The 19,662-nt window shown below is 64.6% G+C and carries 18 protein-coding genes; 8 read left to right on the top strand and 10 right to left on the bottom strand.

Annotated features, from left to right (window positions below; all coding sequences use genetic code 11):
• Positions 1–39 precede the first annotated feature (39 nt).
• From K289_RS0100195 to K289_RS0100215, 5 genes are all read right to left on the bottom strand, one after another.
• Entirely contained in the window at positions 40–1,167 is a 1,128-nt protein-coding gene (locus K289_RS0100195) for an acyl-CoA dehydrogenase family protein (RefSeq protein ID WP_027549586.1), read from the bottom strand.
• Positions 1,168–1,333: 166 nt separating this feature from the next.
• Positions 1,334–3,205 carry an AMP-binding protein gene (locus tag K289_RS0100200; RefSeq protein WP_027549587.1) on the bottom strand — a complete coding sequence of 624 codons (1,872 nt, stop codon included), beginning with the start codon at positions 3,203–3,205 and terminating at the stop codon, positions 1,334–1,336.
• Between the two features lie 43 nt (positions 3,206–3,248).
• Complete coding sequence (locus tag K289_RS0100205) at positions 3,249–4,055, bottom strand: enoyl-CoA hydratase/isomerase family protein (RefSeq protein WP_027549588.1); 807 nt, start codon at positions 4,053–4,055, stop codon at positions 3,249–3,251.
• 233 nt (positions 4,056–4,288) lie between these two features.
• On the bottom strand, positions 4,289–5,047 hold the full coding sequence (locus K289_RS0100210) for an SDR family NAD(P)-dependent oxidoreductase (RefSeq protein WP_027549589.1): 759 nt from the start codon (positions 5,045–5,047) through the stop codon (positions 4,289–4,291).
• Between the two features lie 71 nt (positions 5,048–5,118).
• Entirely contained in the window at positions 5,119–5,778 is a 660-nt protein-coding gene (locus K289_RS0100215) for a TetR family transcriptional regulator (RefSeq protein ID WP_027549590.1), read from the bottom strand.
• A 154-nt stretch (positions 5,779–5,932) separates the two neighbouring features.
• On the opposite strand from K289_RS0100215, the gene K289_RS0100220 reads away from it, so the two are divergent.
• The 6 genes from K289_RS0100220 to K289_RS0100245 all read left to right on the top strand — a co-directional run bounded on the left by K289_RS0100220 (position 5,933) and on the right by K289_RS0100245 (position 13,351).
• Entirely contained in the window at positions 5,933–7,105 is a 1,173-nt protein-coding gene (locus K289_RS0100220; RefSeq protein ID WP_027549591.1) for an acetyl-CoA C-acetyltransferase, read from the top strand.
• Positions 7,106–7,179: 74 nt separating this feature from the next.
• Entirely contained in the window at positions 7,180–8,724 is a 1,545-nt protein-coding gene (locus K289_RS0100225) for an acyl-CoA synthetase (protein ID WP_027549592.1), read from the top strand.
• A 291-nt stretch (positions 8,725–9,015) separates the two neighbouring features.
• Positions 9,016–10,164, top strand: coding sequence for an alpha/beta fold hydrolase (locus K289_RS0100230; protein ID WP_027549593.1), 1,149 nt, complete (start codon positions 9,016–9,018; stop codon positions 10,162–10,164).
• A gap of 65 nt (positions 10,165–10,229) precedes the next feature.
• Entirely contained in the window at positions 10,230–11,201 is a 972-nt protein-coding gene (gene mbfA, locus K289_RS0100235) for an iron exporter MbfA (RefSeq protein WP_027549594.1), read from the top strand.
• Positions 11,202–11,374: 173 nt separating this feature from the next.
• Entirely contained in the window at positions 11,375–12,847 is a 1,473-nt protein-coding gene (locus tag K289_RS0100240; RefSeq protein ID WP_027549595.1) for an amidase, read from the top strand.
• A 147-nt stretch (positions 12,848–12,994) separates the two neighbouring features.
• On the top strand, positions 12,995–13,351 hold the full coding sequence (locus K289_RS0100245; protein ID WP_027549596.1) for a nuclear transport factor 2 family protein: 357 nt from the start codon (positions 12,995–12,997) through the stop codon (positions 13,349–13,351).
• A gap of 3 nt (positions 13,352–13,354) precedes the next feature.
• Here K289_RS0100245 and K289_RS0100250 read toward each other — a convergent pair whose 3' ends face one another.
• The 4 genes from K289_RS0100250 to K289_RS50120 form a co-directional block, all read right to left on the bottom strand.
• Positions 13,355–13,969 (bottom strand): 2-hydroxychromene-2-carboxylate isomerase, encoded by a 615-nt coding sequence (locus tag K289_RS0100250; RefSeq protein ID WP_027549597.1) that lies wholly within the window; start codon positions 13,967–13,969, stop codon positions 13,355–13,357.
• 142 nt (positions 13,970–14,111) lie between these two features.
• A complete protein-coding gene (locus K289_RS0100255; protein WP_027549598.1) occupies positions 14,112–15,200 on the bottom strand; it encodes a Zn-dependent alcohol dehydrogenase in 1,089 nt (362 codons plus the stop codon).
• A 47-nt stretch (positions 15,201–15,247) separates the two neighbouring features.
• On the bottom strand, positions 15,248–17,032 hold the full coding sequence (locus K289_RS0100260) for an acyl-CoA dehydrogenase family protein (RefSeq protein WP_027549599.1): 1,785 nt from the start codon (positions 17,030–17,032) through the stop codon (positions 15,248–15,250).
• A 31-nt stretch (positions 17,033–17,063) separates the two neighbouring features.
• Positions 17,064–17,240, bottom strand: coding sequence for a hypothetical protein (locus K289_RS50120; protein WP_156917729.1), 177 nt, complete (start codon positions 17,238–17,240; stop codon positions 17,064–17,066).
• Between the two features lie 34 nt (positions 17,241–17,274).
• Here K289_RS50120 and K289_RS0100265 point away from each other — a divergent pair, with 34 nt between their 5' ends.
• Entirely contained in the window at positions 17,275–17,976 is a 702-nt protein-coding gene (locus K289_RS0100265; RefSeq protein ID WP_027549600.1) for an SDR family oxidoreductase, read from the top strand.
• A 115-nt stretch (positions 17,977–18,091) separates the two neighbouring features.
• Entirely contained in the window at positions 18,092–18,922 is an 831-nt protein-coding gene (locus K289_RS0100270) for an enoyl-CoA hydratase (protein ID WP_027549601.1), read from the top strand.
• Positions 18,923–19,017: 95 nt separating this feature from the next.
• On the opposite strand, the gene K289_RS0100275 is transcribed toward K289_RS0100270, so the two are convergent.
• Positions 19,018–19,641, bottom strand: coding sequence for a GNAT family N-acetyltransferase (locus K289_RS0100275; protein ID WP_027549602.1), 624 nt, complete (start codon positions 19,639–19,641; stop codon positions 19,018–19,020).
• Positions 19,642–19,662: the final 21 nt, after the last annotated feature.

The raw sequence follows: 19,662 nt of genomic DNA on the forward strand, positions 1-19,662 counted from the left end.
GATGGGTTTCGCTTCGCTCTACCCATCCTACGACCGTCGTTACGCCGCGTTCTTCTTGCGCATGCGGTCGATCAACTGATCTTCCCAATAGGACAGGCTGCCGAGCCCGAGCGCCATGGCATTCGCCCGGCGGTAGTACATGTGGCAGTCGAACTCCCAGGTGAAGCCCATGCCGCCGTGAACCTGGATGTTGTTCTTGGCGCAGTGCTGGAACGCCTGCGTCGCGCTGATGCGCGCAGCCGCGGCGGCCTCCGGCAGTTCGGCCGCATTGGTCGAGAGCGCCCAGGCGCCGTAATAGCTGTTCGAGCGAGCCAGCGTCGCCGAAACGTACATGTCGGCCAGCATGTGCTTGACCGCCTGGAACGAGCCGATCTGGCGGCCGAAGGCGATGCGGTCGAGCGCGTAGTCGCGCCCCATCTCCAGCGCGCGGTCGGCGCCGCCGACTTGCTCGAAAGCGCAGAGCACCGCGGCACGGTCGAGCACCTGGGTGAGGATGCTCCAGCCCTCGCCGACCGCACCGAGCGGCTCGGCCTTGCAATCTTTGAACGTGATCTCGGCCTGCCCGCGGGTCGGATCGAGATTGGTGAGACTCTTCACCTCGACACCGGCGGCCTTGAGATCGACCAGGAACAGCGAGATATCGCCATCACGTCCGCTCGCTCCCGTGCGCGCAGCAACGACCGCGAAGTTGGCGATCGCGCCGTCGGCGATCGGCTTCTTGACGCCATTGAGCACGCCGTTCGAGGCCGCGAGCTTGATGTTCTTCGGCGACGGATTGCCCTTGCCCTCGAACAGCGCCAGCGTTCCGATCGCCTCACCCGAGGCGATCGCCGGCAGCCACTTCTTCTTCTGCGCGTCGCTGCCGGCGATCAGCAGCGCTTCGGCGGCGAGATAGACCGTCGAGGAGAACGGCACCGGCGCATTGGCGCGGCCCATCTCCTCCGCGATCACGCAGAGCTCGAGATGGCCTGCACCCGCGCCACCGAATTCCTCGGGGATCGCGACGCCGAGGAAGCCCATCTCGGCGAGGCCCTTCCACAGATCGCTGTCATACGGCGCCTTGCCGTCGAGCACGACGCGTACCGCCTTGGGCGAACATTTTTCGCTGAGGAACTTGCGCGCCTGATCGCGGAGCTGTTTCTGATCGTCAGAGAAATCGAAGTTCATGGCGGCTTACCTTTGCTTATTTGTTCTCATTCATTGATGCCGTCATTCCGGGGCGCCGCGTAAGCGGCGAGCCCGGAATCCATTTCACCGCACATGTGCGGCCCGATGGATTCCGGGCTCGTGACTTCGTCGCGCCCCGGAATGACGTGGTTGGGAGAGGAGCGGTTCATCGCAGCACGATCACATCTTCATCCGGCTTGTCCGCATACAGCCGCTCCACCAGTGCCGCGCGGCGCTCGAGGCCGGCGCGCTGGTTGATGTAGCCCTTGTCGGTGAGCTCGTTGCCGTCGATCGAGGGCGGCTCGACCATCAGCATCGCGCGCGCGATGATGCGGCTGCTCGCGCCCTCGCATTCCCTATTGTGCGTCTCCAGCCCGCGCCTGAAGCAGGCGATCACCTCGGGATGCTTCACCGCATCCGCGAAGCTCAGCTCCGGATTGCCAACGAGCTGACGGCAGGCGTGCAGGTTCGGCCAGGCGAGCAGGCCGATGAAGGCACGATCCTGTCCTGCGACCAGCGCGTCATGCACGACGGGCGTGGCCGCGGCGATCGCATCAGTACGGAGCGAGCCGACATGAACGAAGGTGCCGGTGGTGAGCTTGAAATCCTCCACCACGCGGCCGGCGAAGATGATGCCCTTCACTGGGTCCGCATCGTCGACAAAGATGCCGGCGTCGCCGATGCAGTAAAAACCTTCCTCGTCGAACATCTTCTTCGTGAGATCAGGCTGTCCGAAATAGCCGGGCGTGACGTTGACGCCGCGCAGGCGCAGCTCATACTTCGAACCGCAGGGCACCATCTTCAGTTCGACACCGGGGAACGGCAGGCCGATCAGGCCGACGCGCTCGGTGTCCCAATAGGTGCCGGTCGAGGTCGGTGCGGTCTCGGTGGAGCCCCAGCCGGTGTAGAACACGATGCGCTCGCCGGTGGTCTTCACTGCCAGCGCCTGCATGCGGTCGTAGAGATCGTCCGGCAGCCGCGCGCCGCCATAGGCCATGATCGAGAGATTCTTGAAGAAGGAACGGCAGAGCGCATCGTCCTTCTCCATCGCCGCCGCAAGCGCGGCATAGCCGGCCGGCACGTTGGCGTAATAGGTCGGCGAGATCTCGTGCAAATTGCGCAGCGTCTCCTCAAACTGGCCCGGCATCGGCCGGCCGTCGTCGATATAGAGCGTGCCGCCATCGACCAGAACGGGATGGAACGCCGCATTGCCGCCCATGGTGTGATTCCAGGGCATCCAGTCGAGCATAGTTGGCAGAGGGCCGCCCGGTATGCGCGGCCGCACCTGCATCATCATCGCCGCATTCGCGCACATCATCTCCTGGGTGTTGATGACGGCCTTGGGCATACCGGTCGAGCCGGAGGTGAAGAGCAGCTTGCCGACAGTCTGAGGCGTGATTTTCGCGATCGACGCCTCGACATCCGCGGTCACGGGCGTTGCCGCGAGCTCGGCGAATCCGACGCTCTTGATGCCGTCACAGGGCCGCACGACGTGAACGACGGTGACAGCGCTGAGATCGAGCGCCTTCAGCGCCTTCTCGAACGTCGGACCATCCTGCACCATCACGACGGCCGGCTTGATCAGGTCGAACAAATATTTGAGCTTGACGTGATCGTGGCTCATCAAGGAGTAGGCGGGCGAGACAGGTGCCGCCGGCGAACGCGCCTGCATCGCCGCCTGCGTCATCAGCGCGTGCTCGATCGAATTGCCGGAGAGGATCGCGACCGGGCGACCCTCGAGCTCGAGATTCAGCAGCGCTTGCGTCAGCGCGTCCACCGTGCGCTTGGCTTCGCCATAGGAGACTTTTCGCCATTCGCGCTTCGGACCGCCGCGCTGTGCGAGCCAAATGCGCTCGGGCGCCTCCTTCGCCCATTTCGCGAGCGAGGCCGGAAGATGCTTCTCGTAAGCCTGCAGCGGAATGCGCGACATCAGCACCACAGTGCCGTCGTCGCGGCGCTCGATATCGATGTCGCGCGCGATCCACTCGACCTTGCGAAAGGCGGGCTTCGTCATCACCGCCGCCGCACTCCCACTCATTTTGCGTCTCCCGGAATTATTGTCCTTTGCGGATCTTCATCGTTCAGCGCTTGATATAGACAGGCTTTCGCTTCTCAAGGAAGGCCCTGATGCCTTCCGAAAATTCCTCGGAGCGGCTGCACAGGACCTGGTTGCGGTCCTCCATCGCGATCGCCGCCTCCAGCGATCCGGCATCGACGCTCATGTTGAGACATTCCTTGGACAGACGTAGGCCCACGGGCGAGGCCGTCATCATCGCGTCGACATAAGGTTCGGCCGCGTCGTCGAGCTTGTCTTCGTCCACGACCTCGGAGACGAGCCCGACCGCAAGCGCACGCTCGGCGCCGATGAAGCGTCCCGTGAGGATCAGCTCGGACGCCACGGAGACGCCGACGAGGCGCGGCAGGAAATAGCTGGTGCCGATGTCGCAGCCGCCAAGACCGAGCTTGATGAAGGCGCAGTTCATCCGGGCCGACTTGGTGGCGATGCGGATGTCCGAGGCAAGCGCCAGCGCGAAGCCGCCGCCGGCCGCCGCGCCCTGCACCAGCGCCAGGATCGGCTGCGGACAGCGCCGCATCAGCATCACGATGTCGGCGATGCGCCGCTGCGAATCCAGCGACTCGGTGACGCCGGGCGGTTCCTGCTGGCCGGCCCGGCGGGCCATCGCATTCTTGAGATCGAGGCCCGCGCAGAAATTCTTGCCGGCGCCCTTCAGCACGACGACGCGCGTGTCGCGGTTGCGCTGGAGGCCCTGGAAGTAGGTGTTGAGCGCGTCGATCAGCGCCGGATCGAGCGCATTGAGGCTTTCAGGACGATTGAGCGTCACCCGGTCGACGCCGTCATCATGCTCGATCAGCAGCGGTTGGGACATAAAGCGCTCCTGCATCCGCGCTTGAGGTGGCGGCTATTGTGCCCTCTCCCCTTGTGGGAGAGGGCAAGTACGTCGCTAGCCAGGAATTCGCTTGGGTGAGGGGTCAGCCGCGGATAGAGACCCCTCATCCGGCGCAATAGCCGAAGCTTTGCTTCGGCGTTCTCTTAAGGACGGCGGCCGAAGGCCGCCTATGCCACCTTCTCCCACAAGGGGAGAAGGAAGAAGACAGCGCCTTACCGCGGCGCCATGCGGATGGCGCCGTCGAGGCGGATGGTTTCGCCGTTGAGCATCGGGTTCTCGACGATGTGCACGGCGAGCGAACCGTACTCGGCGGCATCGCCGAGCCGCGAGGGATGCGGCACCTGGGCGCCAAGGCTCTTGCGGGCCTCTTCGTTCAGACCCATCAGCAGCGGCGTGAAGAACAGGCCGGGCGCAATGGTGTTGACGCGGATCTTCTGGCTCGCGAGATCGCGCGCGGCCGGCAGCGTGAGGCCGACGACGCCGCCCTTCGAGGCCGAATAGGCGATCTGTCCGATCTGGCCTTCGTAAGCCGCGACCGAAGCGGTGTTGACGATGACGCCGCGCTCTTCGCCAATGGGTTCTGCAGTCACGAGGCGTTCGGCGAACAGGCGCAGGCAATTGAAGGTGCCGATCAAGTTGACGTTGATGATGCGCGCAAACTTTTCCAGCGGGTAGACGCCGTCGCGGCCGACGATGCGCTGCGAGCCGCCGATGCCGGCGCAGTTCATCAGCACGCGCGCGACGCCGTGGGCGGCTTCCGCCTTCGCGATCGCCGCCTTGATCTGCTCCTCGCTGGTGACGTCGGCGTGCAGCGCGATGCCCTTCACCTCAGCGGCGACCTTCTCGGCGTTTTCCTTGCTCTGGTCGATCACGCCGATCTTGGCGCCCTTGGCGGCCATGGCGCGGGCGGTTGCGGCACCAAGGCCCGAACCACCGCCGGTGATGAGAACGGCTACGTCTTTCAGCTGCATCGCAAAATACCTTTCCTTGGGCGTTTCTTCTCTGGACTTGAACGTCTCTGGATTGAACGTCTTCGGCCGGATTATCCGGCCGCGACGGCTTCCTCGGCTTGCGTGAGGATGCCGCCGCAGATCAGCGTTTCCATGTGCTTGATGTATTGCCGGCAAACTTCGTCGGTGACCGGGCCGACGCCGATCGCGCGAGACATCGCGTGCCGGCCGAAGAACAGGTGATCGCAGGCGCCGATCAGGCTGGTGTAGAACAGCACCGGATCGGTGGCGCGGAACTCGCCGCGGCTGACGCCGTCGGCGAGCAAGCGGCGGTGGAAGTCCAGGAGCGGCGCCACGAAGAATTTCGAGACCGCGTCCGCGCATTCCGGCTTGGTCTCGTGCAGGAGATAGTGGATCAGCCGGTTCATATACGGGAACCGGTAATAGGCGCGGATGATGCCGCCGATATGCAGCTTCAGCTTCGCGGTCGACGTGATCGGCTGCGCCAGCAGATATTCGAGATTGGACAATTCGGTCGCGGCGTTGCGTTCCAGCAGCGCCAGCAGCAGGCCGTCCTTGTTGCCGAAGTGATATTTGACCAGCGCGGCGTTGGCGCCGGACTTTTGCGCAATGTCGCTCAGCGAGATCTCGATCGAGTGGCGCTCGATCATCAGCTCGCTCGCTGCCACCAGCAGCTTCTCCGCTGTGGAATTCTTCGTCGCCGGAAGCCTGGTCGGTACGCTGGTAGTCACGAGATCCCTGTCCTCGCCGCGAGTGGGGCGCAGATAAGCGCAAGCAGCGCCTCATCACAAGAGTTAATTGATCGATTGACTAAATGATCGTCCGCCCCTTTAATCCGCGCCCGACAACCAACCCTTTCAGAACAAATCCCAGGGAGAAACCGACATGGCCGAGGCTTACATCGTCGCCGCTGCGCGTACCGCGGGCGGGCGCAAGGGGGGCCGCCTCGCCGGCTGGCATCCGGCCGATCTCGCCGCGAAGGTGCTCGACGAGCTGGTCGACCGGACCAAGGTCGATCCCGCTCTGGTCGAGGACGTGATCATGGGCTGCGTCATGCAGGTCGGCGAGCAGTCCAACAACGTCGCGCGCAACGCGGTGATGGCCTCGAAGCTGCCGGAGAGCGTGCCGGGCACCTCGATCGACCGCCAGTGCGGCTCCTCGCAGCAGGCGCTGCACTTTGCCGCGCAGGCGGTGATGTCGGGCGCGATGGACGTGGTGATCGCGGCCGGCGTGGAATCGATGACGCGCGTGCCGATGGGCCTGTCCTCGCAGCTCCCGGCCAAGAACGGCTTTGGCAATTACAAGAGCCCGGGCATCGAGACCAAGTATCGCAACATCGTATTCAGCCAGTTCACCGGCGCGGAGATGATGGCCGAGAAGTACGGCCTGTCCAAGGATGAGCTCGACGAATATTCCTACAACAGCCATCAGCGCGCGATCGCGGCGACGCAGGCCGGCCACTTCAAGAAGGAGATCGTGCCGCTCGAGATCACCCGCGCCGACGGCTCCAAGGACACCCATCACATCGACGAGGGCATCCGCTTCGACGCCAGCCTCGACGGCATCAAGAGCGTCAAGCTGATCGCTGAGAACGGCAAGCTGACCGCGGCGAGCGCCAGCCAGATCTGCGACGGCGCCTCCGGCGTCCTGGTGGTGAACGAGCGCGGACTGAAGCAGCTCGGCGTCAAGCCGCTGGCGCGCGTGCATCACATGACCATGACGGGCGGCGACCCCGTGATCATGCTGGACGCGCCGTTGCACGCCACCAAGCGCGCGCTGGAGAAGGCCGGCATGAAGATCGGCGACATCGACCTGTTCGAGGTCAACGAGGCCTTCGCCTCGGTTCCGACCGCGTGGCTCAAGACCACCGGCGCCGATCCCGAGCGTCTCAACGTCAATGGCGGCGCGATCGCTCTCGGCCATCCCCTCGGCGGCTCCGGCACCAAGCTGATGACGACGCTGGTGCACGCCCTGCACCAGCGCGGCAAGCGCTACGGCCTGCAGACCATGTGCGAAGGCGGCGGCATGGCCAATGTGACGATCGTGGAGCGGCTGTAAGCCGCGGCCAAAATAACGGTGTCGTCCCGGCGAAAGCCGGGACGACACCTTAACTTTGCCTCGAGACCTCCACCATGACCCACCCCTCCATCCACGCCCGTACTACACCCGACAAGATCGCCTACCAGATGGCCGGAACCGGCAAGGCGATCACCTATCGCGAGCTCGACGAGCTCTCGAACCAGGGCGCAAACCTGTTCCGCTCGCTCGGGCTGAAGGCCGGCGATCACATCGCGCTGTTGATGGAGAACCGACTCGCGTTCATGGAGATCTGCTGGGCGGCACAACGCAGCGGCCTCTATTACACGGCGATCAGCCGCTATCTGAAGCAGGACGAGATCGATTACATCATCGGCGATTGCGGCGCCAAGGTCGTGATCACCACTCCGAAATGCGCCGACCAGATCAAGGGCCTGATCAAGGGCGCGCCCGGCGAGCCGATCTTCTACATGATGGACGAGCCGCTGCCCGGCTTCCGCTCCTACGACAAGGAAATGGCCGCGCAGCCGGCGACGCCGATCGCCGACGAGGTCGCCGGGTACGACATGCTGTATTCATCGGGCACCACCGGCCGCCCCAAGGGCGTCAAGAAGGCCTTCGAGAGCAATCGGATTGACGTGCCGAACGCCTTCCTGCGCGTGCTCTGCGCCGACATGTGCGGCATGAATGCCGAGAGCACGTACCTCTCGCCGGCGCCGCTGTATCACGCGGCTCCCTTGCGCTTCAACATGATGGCGATCACGCTGGGCGGCACCTCCATCATCATGGAGCATTTCGACGCCGAGGAATTCCTGAAGCTGGTCGAGAAGTACAAGGTCACGCAGTCGCAGCTCGTGCCGACCATGTTCGTACGCATGCTGAAGCTTCCGGACGAGGTGCGCTCCAAGTACAACGTCTCGACACTCAAAGGCGCGATCCACGCCGCCGCGCCCTGCCCGATCGACGTCAAGGCAAACATGATTGAATGGTGGGGACCGATACTGATCGAATATTACGCGGGCTCGGAAGGTAACGGTGTCACCGTCTGCAATTCGCAGCAATGGCTCGAGCATCGTGGCAGCGTCGGTCGCGCCGTGGTCGGCAAGATCAAGATCCTGGACGAGAACGACGAAGAGCAGCCGACGGGTGAGATCGGCACGGTCTATTTCGCCGACGCACCGGCCTTCACCTATCACAACGATCCCGAGAAGACGAAAAAGGCTTACAATGCCAAGGGCTGGTCGACACTCGGCGACGTCGGCTATCTCGACAAGGACGGCTTTCTCTATCTCACCGACCGGAAGTCCTACATGATCATCTCGGGCGGGGTGAACATCTACCCGCAGGAGACCGAGGACGTGCTCATCACCCACCCTGATGTCGCCGACGTCGCCGTGTTCGGCGTGCCGAACGCGGAGATGGGCGAGGAGGTGAAGGCGGTGGTGCAGCCCCACGACATGAAGCGCGCCGGCAAGGAGCTCGAGGCCGACCTGATCGCCTACTGCAAGAGCCGCCTCTCCGCGATCAAGTGCCCGCGTGCGGTCGATTTCGAGTCAGAGCTGCCGCGCACGCCGACCGGAAAACTGGTCAAGCGCCATTTGCGCGACCGGTATTGGCCGAAGGCGGCGGTGAAGATTTAGCGGCGACGGATTCGTAGGGTGGGCAAAGGCGCGCAGCGCCGTGCCCACCATTTCTTGCTCAAGATCGCATTGGAATGGTGGGCACGCTTCGCTTTGCCCACCCTACCACGTCATTCCGGGGCGACGCGCAGCGTCGAACCCGGAATCCATGATGCAACTGGTTCTGCGGCCCAATGGATTCCGGGCCTGCGCCTTCGGCGCATCCCGGAATGACAGGCGTGTTTTCGGGTTGGCCGATTGCCACACACGGCATAATGGTGCGCATCTCCGCCCGCGCCCGAGGCAACCACCATGGCATTCCTCCCCGACATCCCCCTGCCCGCCGGCATCCGCTCGCGTACCATCGACGGCATCAACGGACTCTCCATGCATGTGCTGGAGGCTGGCTTCGAGACGAAGGGGCGGCCAAGCGTCCTGTTGCTGCACGGCTTCCCCGAGCTGGCCTTCTCCTGGCGCAAGGTCATGCCGACACTCGCCGCCGCCGGCTACCACGTCATCGCGCCGGACCAGCGCGGCTATGGCCGGACCACCGGATGGACCGCGGAATATGACGGCGATCTCGCGCCGTTCCGGCTCTTCAACCTGGTGCGTGACGCACTCGGGCTGGTGGCGGCGTTCGGCTACAGGCAGGTCGACGTGGTCGGGCATGATTTCGGCAGCCCGGTCGCATCCTGGTGCGCGCTGGTGCGGCCCGACGTGTTTCGCTCCGTCACGATGATGAGCGCGCCGTTCGGCGGGCCGCCAACGTTGCCATTCAACACCGTCGACGCACCGGTAAACCCTGCAGCCGAAGATCCCGTACATCGCGAGCTCGCGGCGCTGCCGCGCCCGCGCAAGCATTACCAATGGTACTATTCGACGCGCGCGGCGAATGCCGACATGCATCATGCGCCGCAGGGCGTGCATGATTTCCTGCGCGCCTATTACCATCACAAGAGCGCGGACTGGATCGACAACAAGCCCTATCCGCTCAGATCGTGGTCCGCCGGTGAGCTCGCAAAGCTGCCGACGTACTACGTGATGGACGCTGGCGAGACCATGGCGGAGACGGTGGCGAAGGAGATGCCGTCGCCGGCGGCCATCGCCGCCAATCAATGGCTGCCGGACCGCGAGCTCGCCTATTACAGCGCCGAATACGGCCGCACCGGATTCCAGGGTGGGCTGCAATGGTATCGCTGCGGCACGTCAGGTGTTTTCAATAACGAGCTGCAACTGTTCGCCGGCCGCAGCATCGACGTGCCCTCGTGCTTCATTTCGGGCAAGCAGGATTGGGGCACGTATCAGCGACCCGGCGTATTCGAAGCGATGCAGGGCACCGGATGCACCAACATGCTCGGCTGCCACCTCGTCGATGGCGCCGGCCATTGGGTGCAGCAGGAGCAGCCTGGCGAGGTGAGCCGGCTGCTGCTCGACTTCCTGTCGAAGGTCCGCGCGGCGTGATTTGACCCGGGAACTACCGCGGCCTATATAGTTTAGAATTGTTCTAAACTATATGCAGGGCCATCGTGAAGAACTTTTCCGATCTGACCGAGCGCGAGGTGCTGGCGGTCGCGATCTCCTCCGAGGAGCAAGACAGCCGCATCTATATGACTTTCGCCGAAGACCTCCGGGAGCGATACCCGGACACGGCAAAGATCTTCGAAGAGATGGCCGAGGAAGAGCGCGGCCACCGGCATCGCCTGCTCCAGCTCTACGAGGAGCGCTTCGGCCCGCATCTGCCGCCGATCCGCCGCGAGGACGTCAAGGGTTTTCTGCGGCGACGTCCGATCTGGCTGACGAAAAACCTGCCGCTCGACACGATCCGCAAAGAAGTCGGGACCATGGAGCTCGAGGCCGAGCGGTTCTACGCGCGGGCCGCCGAGCAGGCCGAGGATGTCGGCGTGCGTCGCTTGCTCGGCGATCTCGCCGAGGAGGAGAAGCACCACGAGAATCGCGCCGTCGCGCTTACCGACCAAATCCTGAAGCCCGACGTGCGCGCCGAGGAAGACCGCACGCGGCGGCGGATGTTCGTGCTGCAATATGTGCAGCCGGGCCTCGCCGGCCTGATGGACGGTTCGGTCTCGACGCTGGCGCCGCTGTTCGCGGCCGCCTTCGCCACCCACCAGAACTGGCAGACCTTTCTGGTCGGCCTCGCCGCCTCGATCGGCGCCGGCATCAGCATGGGCTTTGCGGAGGCGCTCTCCGATGACGGCTCGCTAACCGGGCGCGGCTCGCCATGGCTTCGCGGCGTCACCTGCGGGGCGATGACCACGCTTGGCGGGCTCGGCCACACCATGCCCTATCTCGTGCCGGATGCATGGCCCAACGCATTCTGGATCGCCACGGCGATCGCCTGCGTCGTCGTGTTCTTCGAATTGTGGGCGATTGCCTTCATTCGCGCACGCTACATGGACACGCCTTTCCTTCAGGCCGTGTTCCAGATCGTGCTCGGCGGCGCGATCGTGCTCGGCGTGGGCATATTGATCGGGGCGGCGTAGCGCCGCTCTTTGTCATCGCCCGGTCAAATGTTCAAGCCGGGCGATGACTGCGATCTCTTGTTTGGCTCACTTTCGCTACAACCTGCCAGCATAGCAATCGCCGTCAAACGGAGGTTGCGGCATTTGGTCAACCTGCGCATCATCCCTCACGCAATGAGAGCAGGAGAAGCGCAGTGGCCAAATCGGAATGGAGCTTCAAGAGCGCGGTCGAACTGACGGCGGCATTGACCGCAAGGAAGGTCTCCTCGGTCGAGCTCACGCAGGACGCAATCGACCGCATCGAACGTCACGACGCCGAGGTCAACGCGATCTGCGTTAGGGATTTCGACCGCGCGCTCACTGCGGCACGCGAGGCGGACGCGGCGCTGGCGCGCGGCGAGAACAAGCCGCTGCTCGGCCTGCCAATGACGGTGAAGGAATCCTACAACATCGCCGGCCTGCCGACGACCTGGGGCATTCCCGCGCAGAAGGATTTCATCGCCAAGGAAGACGCCCTGCCGATCACGCGGGTAAAGGACGCAGGCACCGTGATCCTCGGCAAGACCAACGTCCCGCTCGGCCTCGGCGACTGGCAGAGCTACAACGACATCTACGGCACCACCAATAACCCTTACGATCTCGGCCGCACGCCCGGCGGCTCGTCCGGCGGATCGTCAGCAGCACTTGCCGCGGGCTATGGCCCGCTGTCGATCGGCTCCGACATCGGCGGCTCGCTGCGCGTGCCGGCATTCCACTGCGGGGTCTATGCGCACAAGCCGACCTTCGGCCTGGTCGCGATGCGCGGCCACACCCCGCCGCCGCTGCCGCCCCTGCCGTTCGAGCGCGACCTTTCGGTGATCGGTCCGATGGCACGCAGCGCCGCCGATCTCTCGCTGCTGCTCGACGTGATCGCCGGGCCCGATCCGATCGACGCGGGCCAAGCCTACCGACTCGACCTGCCGGCCCCGCGGCACAACGCACTCAGGGATTTCCGAGTGCTGGTCATCGACACCGATCCGGTGCTGCCGACCGATACCGCCGTACGCGGGACCATCAACGCGCTCGCCGACAACCTCGCCAAGGCCGGCGTCAGGATTGAGCGCAACAGTCCGCTGCTGCCGGATTTCGCCGCGTCGTCGCGGCTCTATATGCGCATGCTGATGTCGTTCCTGGGCGCGACCTTCGCGCCCGACATCTACGCCGGCGCCAAGGCAGCCGCGGCCGCGCTGCCCGAGAGCGACAACAGCCTCGCCGCGGAGCGGCTGCGCGGCATCGCGCTCAGCCATCGCGATTGGGTCATGGCCAATGGCGGACGCACCCGGCTGCGCGCGCAATGGCGCGAGCTGTTCAAGGTCTTCGATGCGGTGATCTGCCCGGTCATGCCGACGCCGGCCTATCCGCACGATCATTCGCCTGAGCAGGAAAAGCGGCGGATCAAGATCGACGGCAAGGAGTACGTCTATCCGGATCATCTTGCCTGGCCCGGCATCGCCACCCTGCCCGGCCTGCCCTCGACCGCACTCCCCACCGGCTTCGCGCCCGACGGCCTGCCGATCGGCGTCCAGATCGTCGGCCCGTGGCTGGAGGACCGCACGCCGCTCAAGCTCGCCGAGCTGATCGAGCGCGAATTCGGCGGCTTCACACCGCCGCCTTTGTTTGATGACTGAATGGAACTCATCGTTTCGGTCTAAACCGAAGCATCGCTACGATCAGACATGCTCTTGTCCGTCATCAAGCGAATCTCGCGGACGACTTCGAGACTCCAGGTTTCGCACGTCGCTCGCCCCGGAATGACCAGAAGGGAAGGAAATGTCATGAGCCAGGACATGGAAGAGCTCACCGCACTCAACCGCGACTATGTCGCGTCGGTGCAGAACTGCGACGTCAGGCGTTTCGACGAGATCCTGGCGCCGGATTTCTATTGCTCCAATCCCGACAAGACCCTGGTCGATCGCGCGGCCTTCCTGGAACAGACGGCACGGCCGATCGCGATCCGAAATCTCAGAGAACGCGATGTCATCATCCGCATCATGGGCGACTTCGCCATCATCCACGGGGCGACCAGCTACACCACGGCGGACGGCCAGCAGGCCACCGGCCGTTACACCGATTGCTGGGCCAAGAAGAACGGCAGGTGGTGGCTCGCGGTGTCGGCGCACGTGTCGCGGTGAGGCCTAGGAAGCAGATCGAATCTGCCGTTCGAGCGTCCAGCGCAACAAGTCCAGCCGGTCGTTGCCGAAGAAGATGTCGGTGCCGACAGCAAAGCTCGGCACGCCAAAGATCCCGCGCGCATAAGCTTCCTTTGTTTGCTCCGCGAGACGCAGGCGTGCCGGCGCTGTGAACGCACGCGATACGAGGTCACCGCTCGCGGCCGTGCGCGTCAGGCAGGCGGCAAGCACTTCGGGATCGGCGATGTCCTGCCGGTCGCGCCAGAGCGCGTCGAACACGGACATGGTGAACGCCGCGCGCGCGGACTCGTCGATGAGCGCCGCCAGACACAGCGCCGGGACCGAGTTGGGACGGGCCGGCCGTGGCGGACGCAAAGGCAGATCGTGGTAAGCCGCCAGACGCCGGACATCCGCGATCAAATGCGCCCGCTTCGGCGCCGATAGCGGATCGGAGTAAGGGGCGAAGGGCTCGCGACCGGCCTGGAGATTGAGCAGCACGTCGATGGAAACCGGACACCACCGCCACGAGTGGCCCGCGATCTCCCGATCGCGGATTCGATGGGCGGCAAAATAGGCGTAAGGTGACCTGAAATCGTAGTAGACGTCGATTGTTGCAGCCATGCCGCCCCGCCAGCCATCGGCTTACGCCGATGCCTGGCCAACCTAGCATTCGCCGGCACGACAATAATTCGTTATCGATCGAAGTGTACCGGGGCGCTGAGACCGGACGCGACCAAGCCTCGGTCCTCGGCACGACCGCCAGCTAGCTATCGAACACGATCACGCTGCGCAGCGTCTTGCCCGCCTTCATGTTGGCAAAGCCCTCGTTGATCTCCGACAGCTTCAGCTTGGCCGAGATCCAGTCCTCCAGATGCAGCCGGCCGCGCAGGTAGAAATCGACCAGCCGGGGCATGTCGACACGGAAATGGTTCGAGCCCATCGACGAGCCCTGGATCTTGCGTTCGCGCAGGAAGTCGAAGCCGTGCAGCTCGATCTTCTGCCCGAACGGAATCATGCCGACGATGGTGGCGGTGCCGCCCGCGGCGAGCATGCCGAAGGCCTGCTCGGCGGTCTCCTTGCGGCCGAGCACCTCGAAGGAATGATGCACGCCGCCATTGGTGAGATCGCGGACCTGCTTCACGACGTCGCCGTCGGCCGGATTGATGAGGTCGGTCGCGCCCAGCTTGGTCGCAAGCTGCAGCTTTGCCGGATTGGTGTCGATGGCGATGATGCGGCCGGCGCCCGCGATCTGCGCGCCGTTGATCGCCGCCATGCCGACGCCGCCGCAACCGATCACCGCCACGGTCTCGCCGGCCGTCACCTTCGCCGTGTTCACAACCGCGCCATAGCCGGTGATGACACCGCAGCCGATCAGCGCGGCAAGATCGAGCGGCATCTCCTTGCGGATTTTGACGATCGCATTTTCGTGCACCAGCATCTGCTCGGCGAAGGACGAGAGATTGAGGAACTGGTGCAGCTTCTCCGGCTTCGACCATTGCATGCGGTTGGAGGCGCCGGGCAGCATCTTCACCGTGGTGTCGGTGCAGAGCACGGTGCGGCCGGTCGTGCAGTTGTCGCAGGTGCCGCAGAACACCGAGAGGCAGGTGACGACATGGTCGCCCGGCTTCACATAAGTGACGTCGGAGCCGACCTGCTCGACCACACCGGCGGACTCGTGGCCGAGCACCGCGGGCAGCGGATGCGGATAGAGGCCTTCCATGAAGTGCAGATCGGAGTGGCAGAGACCGGCGACCGCGGTGCGGATCAGAACCTCGCGCGGGCCCGGCTTCGGCAGGCTGACATTCTCGATGACGAGCGGCTGGTTCACTTCATAGAGGACGGCGGCCTTCATCGAAGCACTCCCTATCGCTTTTCTTTGGTTTGATCGTAAAGCGCAGCCTACGCTGCCAGAACCAGTTCGCCAACCTCGCTCATGCCGGCAGCACGATCACCTAGCAGCAGCGCAGCTATCTTCTGCTGCGTGGCATTTTCCGTGAGCCGGAACGGATCGCTCGGCGACACCCGGTGATCGATCACCAGCCGCGAGAGCAAGAGCCGGCGCGCATCGCCGCGCATCTCATGGATGCGATGCGCTTCCCAGGCGAGCGCCACGGCGCTTGCGACATGATAGAGCAGGCTCGTCGCACGCCGCGCGTCGGCTTCGTTGTCGACCTTGCTCGCGACCTCGCGCGCGAAACCGACGGCGCGATCGGTGAGGTCGCGTAGCCGGTCACGCCAGGCCTGAGGCACGGAGGCGCTGTCGTCGAGGCGGGCATGCAGATCGGCGGCGAGCGCGGATTCGGCGCCGTGGCGGCCGACCGCGCGCTTGAGTGCATCGATCGCGACGATGTTGCCGGTGCCTTCCCAGATCGAGCCGAGATGCGCATCGCGCAGCAGGCGGGCGGTGGCGAATTCCTCGATATAGCCGATGCCGCCGCGCATCTCGAGCGCATCGCCGCACACCTTGCGGGCATCGCGCGTGGCCCGGAATTTCAGCGTCGGGGTGAGGATGCGCAGCAGCGCCGCGGCATCCTGGCTGCCCGCTTCCGCGCGGTCGAGTGCGTCGGCGGTGAGGAAGCTCATCGACAGCGCCTGCTCGACCGGCAGCATGATCTTCAGCATCTGCCGCCGTCCGAGCGGCAGGTCGATGATGCGATTGCCGAACACCACGCGGTTCTTCGCGACCGTCATCGCGTCATGATAGGCGCGGCGCATCAAGGCGGTCGACTTGACACCGTTCGACAGCCGCGAGGAGTTCACCATCTCGGCCATCTGCACGAAGCCGCGATCGAGCTTGCCGACGGCATAGGCGATCGCGCCTTCGAGCTTGATCTCGCCCGAGGCCATCGAACGTGTCCCGAGCTTGTCCTTCAGCCGCGCGATCCGGTAATGGTTCTGCGAGCCATCATCGAGGAAGCGCGGCATCAGGAACAGGCCGACGCCGCGCGTGCCGGGCCCGGCGCCTTCGGGACGCGCCAGCAGCATCACGACTTTCGCGTCCGCATTCGAGCAGAACCATTTCTCGCCATAGAGCCGCCAGTGGTCGCCGTCCTGTATTGCGCGCGTGGTCAGCGTGCCGACGTCGGAGCCGCCCTCCTTCTCAGTCATGAACTGGCCGCCCTGCGTCAGCTTGCTCATGTCGGTCTGCGTGAGGCCGTCGAGATACTTTTCCTTCAGCGCCTCGCTGCCGAAATTCGCGAGCAGTTTTGCGCAACCGTCGGTCACATTGATCGGGCAGCCCATGCCGAATTCGGTCTGGTTGAACAGGAAGGTGAAGGCGTGTTTCGCCACCACCGGGTATTTGTCCGGCCAGCCCATGATGCCCTTGCGGATCGAGAGCGCATGAATGCCGAACTCGCCGAAGGCCGCCTTCTCCAGCTCGCGATAGGCCGGATGATATTCGATCCACTGCACATCGCGGCCGAACTTGTCGCGCTGGTGCAGCACCGGCGTATGCCGGTCGGCGAGGCGCGCACAGTCGTCGAGATAGCCGCCGGCGAGCTCGCCGAGCCGGTCCAGATGCGGCTCGATGTGGCGGAACAGCGCATCAGGCAGATGGATCCGCAGCAGATCCGTCAACGCCTGATCGGCGCGGTAGAAATTCATGCCGGTGGTGTCGGGCGCGAGCAGGCCCGATTGGCTCGCGACAGCATCTGCCTGATGCGGCGTGATGGGCTGATGCATGATGACCTCTTCGTTTCCGTCCCGCGGCATTTCAGCGGCTGCTTTCCCGCTTGCCGCGTTGCATGATGTGGATCATGCTCCAGGCGGCGAGTTGGATAAAGCCGCAAATTGTCAGGGAGGCATGATCGCCGCGAGGGAGCAATTCGCTCTGCGGAATTGTGATCGATCGGTTCGGTACGTCGGCTGGTTGTTCGCGCACATGATGCATAGATGATCGGCTCCTTATCCCAGAGGGACCAACCATGGACCACCCGAAGTACAAGATCGCGCTGATCGTCGGCGCCGGCGAAGGATTGAGCGCCTCGCTGGCGCGGCTGCTGTCGGCCCAGGGACTGCGCGTCGCGCTCGCCGCGCGAAAGATCGAGAAGCTCGGCGCGCTCTGTACCGAGACCGGCGCGAAGGCCTTTGCCTGCAACGCGACGGAGCCGGAGGAGGTCGAGCGGCTGTTTGGCCTCGTCGAACGCGAGATCGGCACGCCCGACCTCGTCATCTACAATGCCAGCGGCCGGACCCGCGGACCCTTCATCGACCTCGTGCCGGCGGATGTCGCGCAATCGATCACCGTCAGCGCCTATGGCGGGTTCCTGGTGGCGCAGCAGGCGGCAAGGCGCATGCTGCCGAACAAGCATGGCGCGATCCTGTTCACGGGCGCATCCGCCAGCGTCAAGGGCTATGCCCAGTCCGCCCCGTTCGCGATGGGCAAGTTCGCGCTGCGCGGGCTGGCGCAGAGCATGGCGCGCGAACTGTCGCCGCAAGGCATCCATGTCGCGCATTTCGTCATCGACGGCGGCATCCGCAGCGCGGCACGCACCGAACCCGACGACAAGCCGGACTCGATGCTCGATCCCGATGCGATCGCAGAGAGCTATTGGAACGTCCTGCAGCAGCCACGCAGCGCCTGGAGCTGGGAGCTGGAATTGCGGCCCTGGGTGGAGAAGTTTTGAATTGAACTTCCGTAGGGTGGGCAAAGGCGCGTAGCGCCGTGCCCACCACGGACGACGCGGAAACAATGGTGGGCACGCTTCGCTTTGCCCACCCTACAAGAGCAGAGGGAGCGAGATGACCACCGAAACCACCATCGACACCGGCACCAATGAACTCCTCTGCGTCATCCGCGACCGCGTCGCGGTGATCACGCTGAACCGGCCGGAGGCGCGCAATTCTCTCTCCGACACGCTGACGCCCGCGCTGCGCACGATGATCCGGACCTGCGGCGAGGATCCCAATGTCGGCGCGCTGCTCATCACCGGTGCCGGTGAGGCCTTCTGCGCCGGCGGCAACGTCAAGGGCATGGGCGCGCATCGCGACAAGGCCAAGCTCGAAATGTCCTTTGACGACAAGGTTGCCGATCTCCAGGAGCGGCAGCGTCTGCTCACCGGCGCACTTGTGTCGGTGCGCAAGCCGACCATCGCGGCGCTGCCGGGCCCCGCGGTCGGCGCCGGGCTCGCCATCGCCATGGCCTGCGACATCCGCATCGCCGCGCAATCGGCCTTCGTTGCCACCGGCTATGCCCGCGTCGCACTGAGCGGCGATTACGGCATCGCCTGGCTGCTGACGCGGCTCATCGGCACGGCGCGGGCGCGCGAGCTGATGTTCACCGGCGACAAGATCGATGCTGCAAGGTGCGAGGCGATCGGCCTCGTCAACCGCGTCGTGCCCGACGACAAACTGCAGACCGAAGCCTTCGCGCTGGCAAAATCGTTCGCCGAAGGGCCGCGCCTCGCGCTGCGCTACATGAAGGATAATCTCGACGAAGCCCTGCTGTTCGACTTCGAGACCGCCCGCGACCACGAGGCCGGACGGCTGATCCGCCTGACCGCAACGGCCGATCACAAGGAGGCGGTGCAGGCCTTCATCGACAAGCGCAAGCCGGTGTTCACGGGGAAATAACTTTCGCCGGCCTGCCGGACGCTCTCCATCAATCGCGCCGATGGGGTCAAAAAAAGGCCCGGCTCTGGTTCACCAGGGCCGGGCTTGGAGTAGTGTCAGGCCGCGGCTGAGGGGCTGTCGGCCTGACGGGAAAGGGCAGCGAGGCGCCAGCTTGCGCAGGGGATCTCCTTCGGCGCGACCGTGATCTCCTTGTCGAAGCGCACCAGCTTCCAGTCGTCCGGGTGATTGGTGAAGGCGAAGCCGGATTTGCGCGCGAGCGAGATCATTGTGTCGTTGGAGCGCAGCGTGTCGCCGAACATGTGCTCGGCGCCGAGCGCCGCCGCGCGGCATTCCAAATTCTTGAGCAACGCGGTGCCGATGCCGTGACCCTGCCAGCGGTCGTCGACCGACAGGCCGAATTCGAGCGTCGAGGTCTCGGCATGGAGGGCGTAGCGCGCTTCCGCGACGATGGTCTCGAAGCCATCGACCATCATGCTCGCGACGACGGTGAAGCGCTCGCGCTCGCCGACCTGCAGGAAGTCGTGCAGCAGGCCCTTCGGCAACTCGCTGATCGCGCCGAAGAAGCGGTTGTAGCGGGACCGCGTCGTAAGCGAGCGGAAATAGTGCTGAAGCTCGTCGATGTCGCGCGGTTCGACGAAGCGCACGGTCAGCGCATCGCCGTGGCGAGTGCGCAGCGTATCCGAATATTGCTTGAGATCGTCGAGGCGAAGGGTGCTCATGACACGCGCCTTGAGAAAAAG

Origin of the sequence: Bradyrhizobium sp. Cp5.3 (assembly GCF_000426265.1) — a bacterium.
Lineage (GTDB): Bacteria > Pseudomonadota > Alphaproteobacteria > Rhizobiales > Xanthobacteraceae > Bradyrhizobium > Bradyrhizobium neotropicale.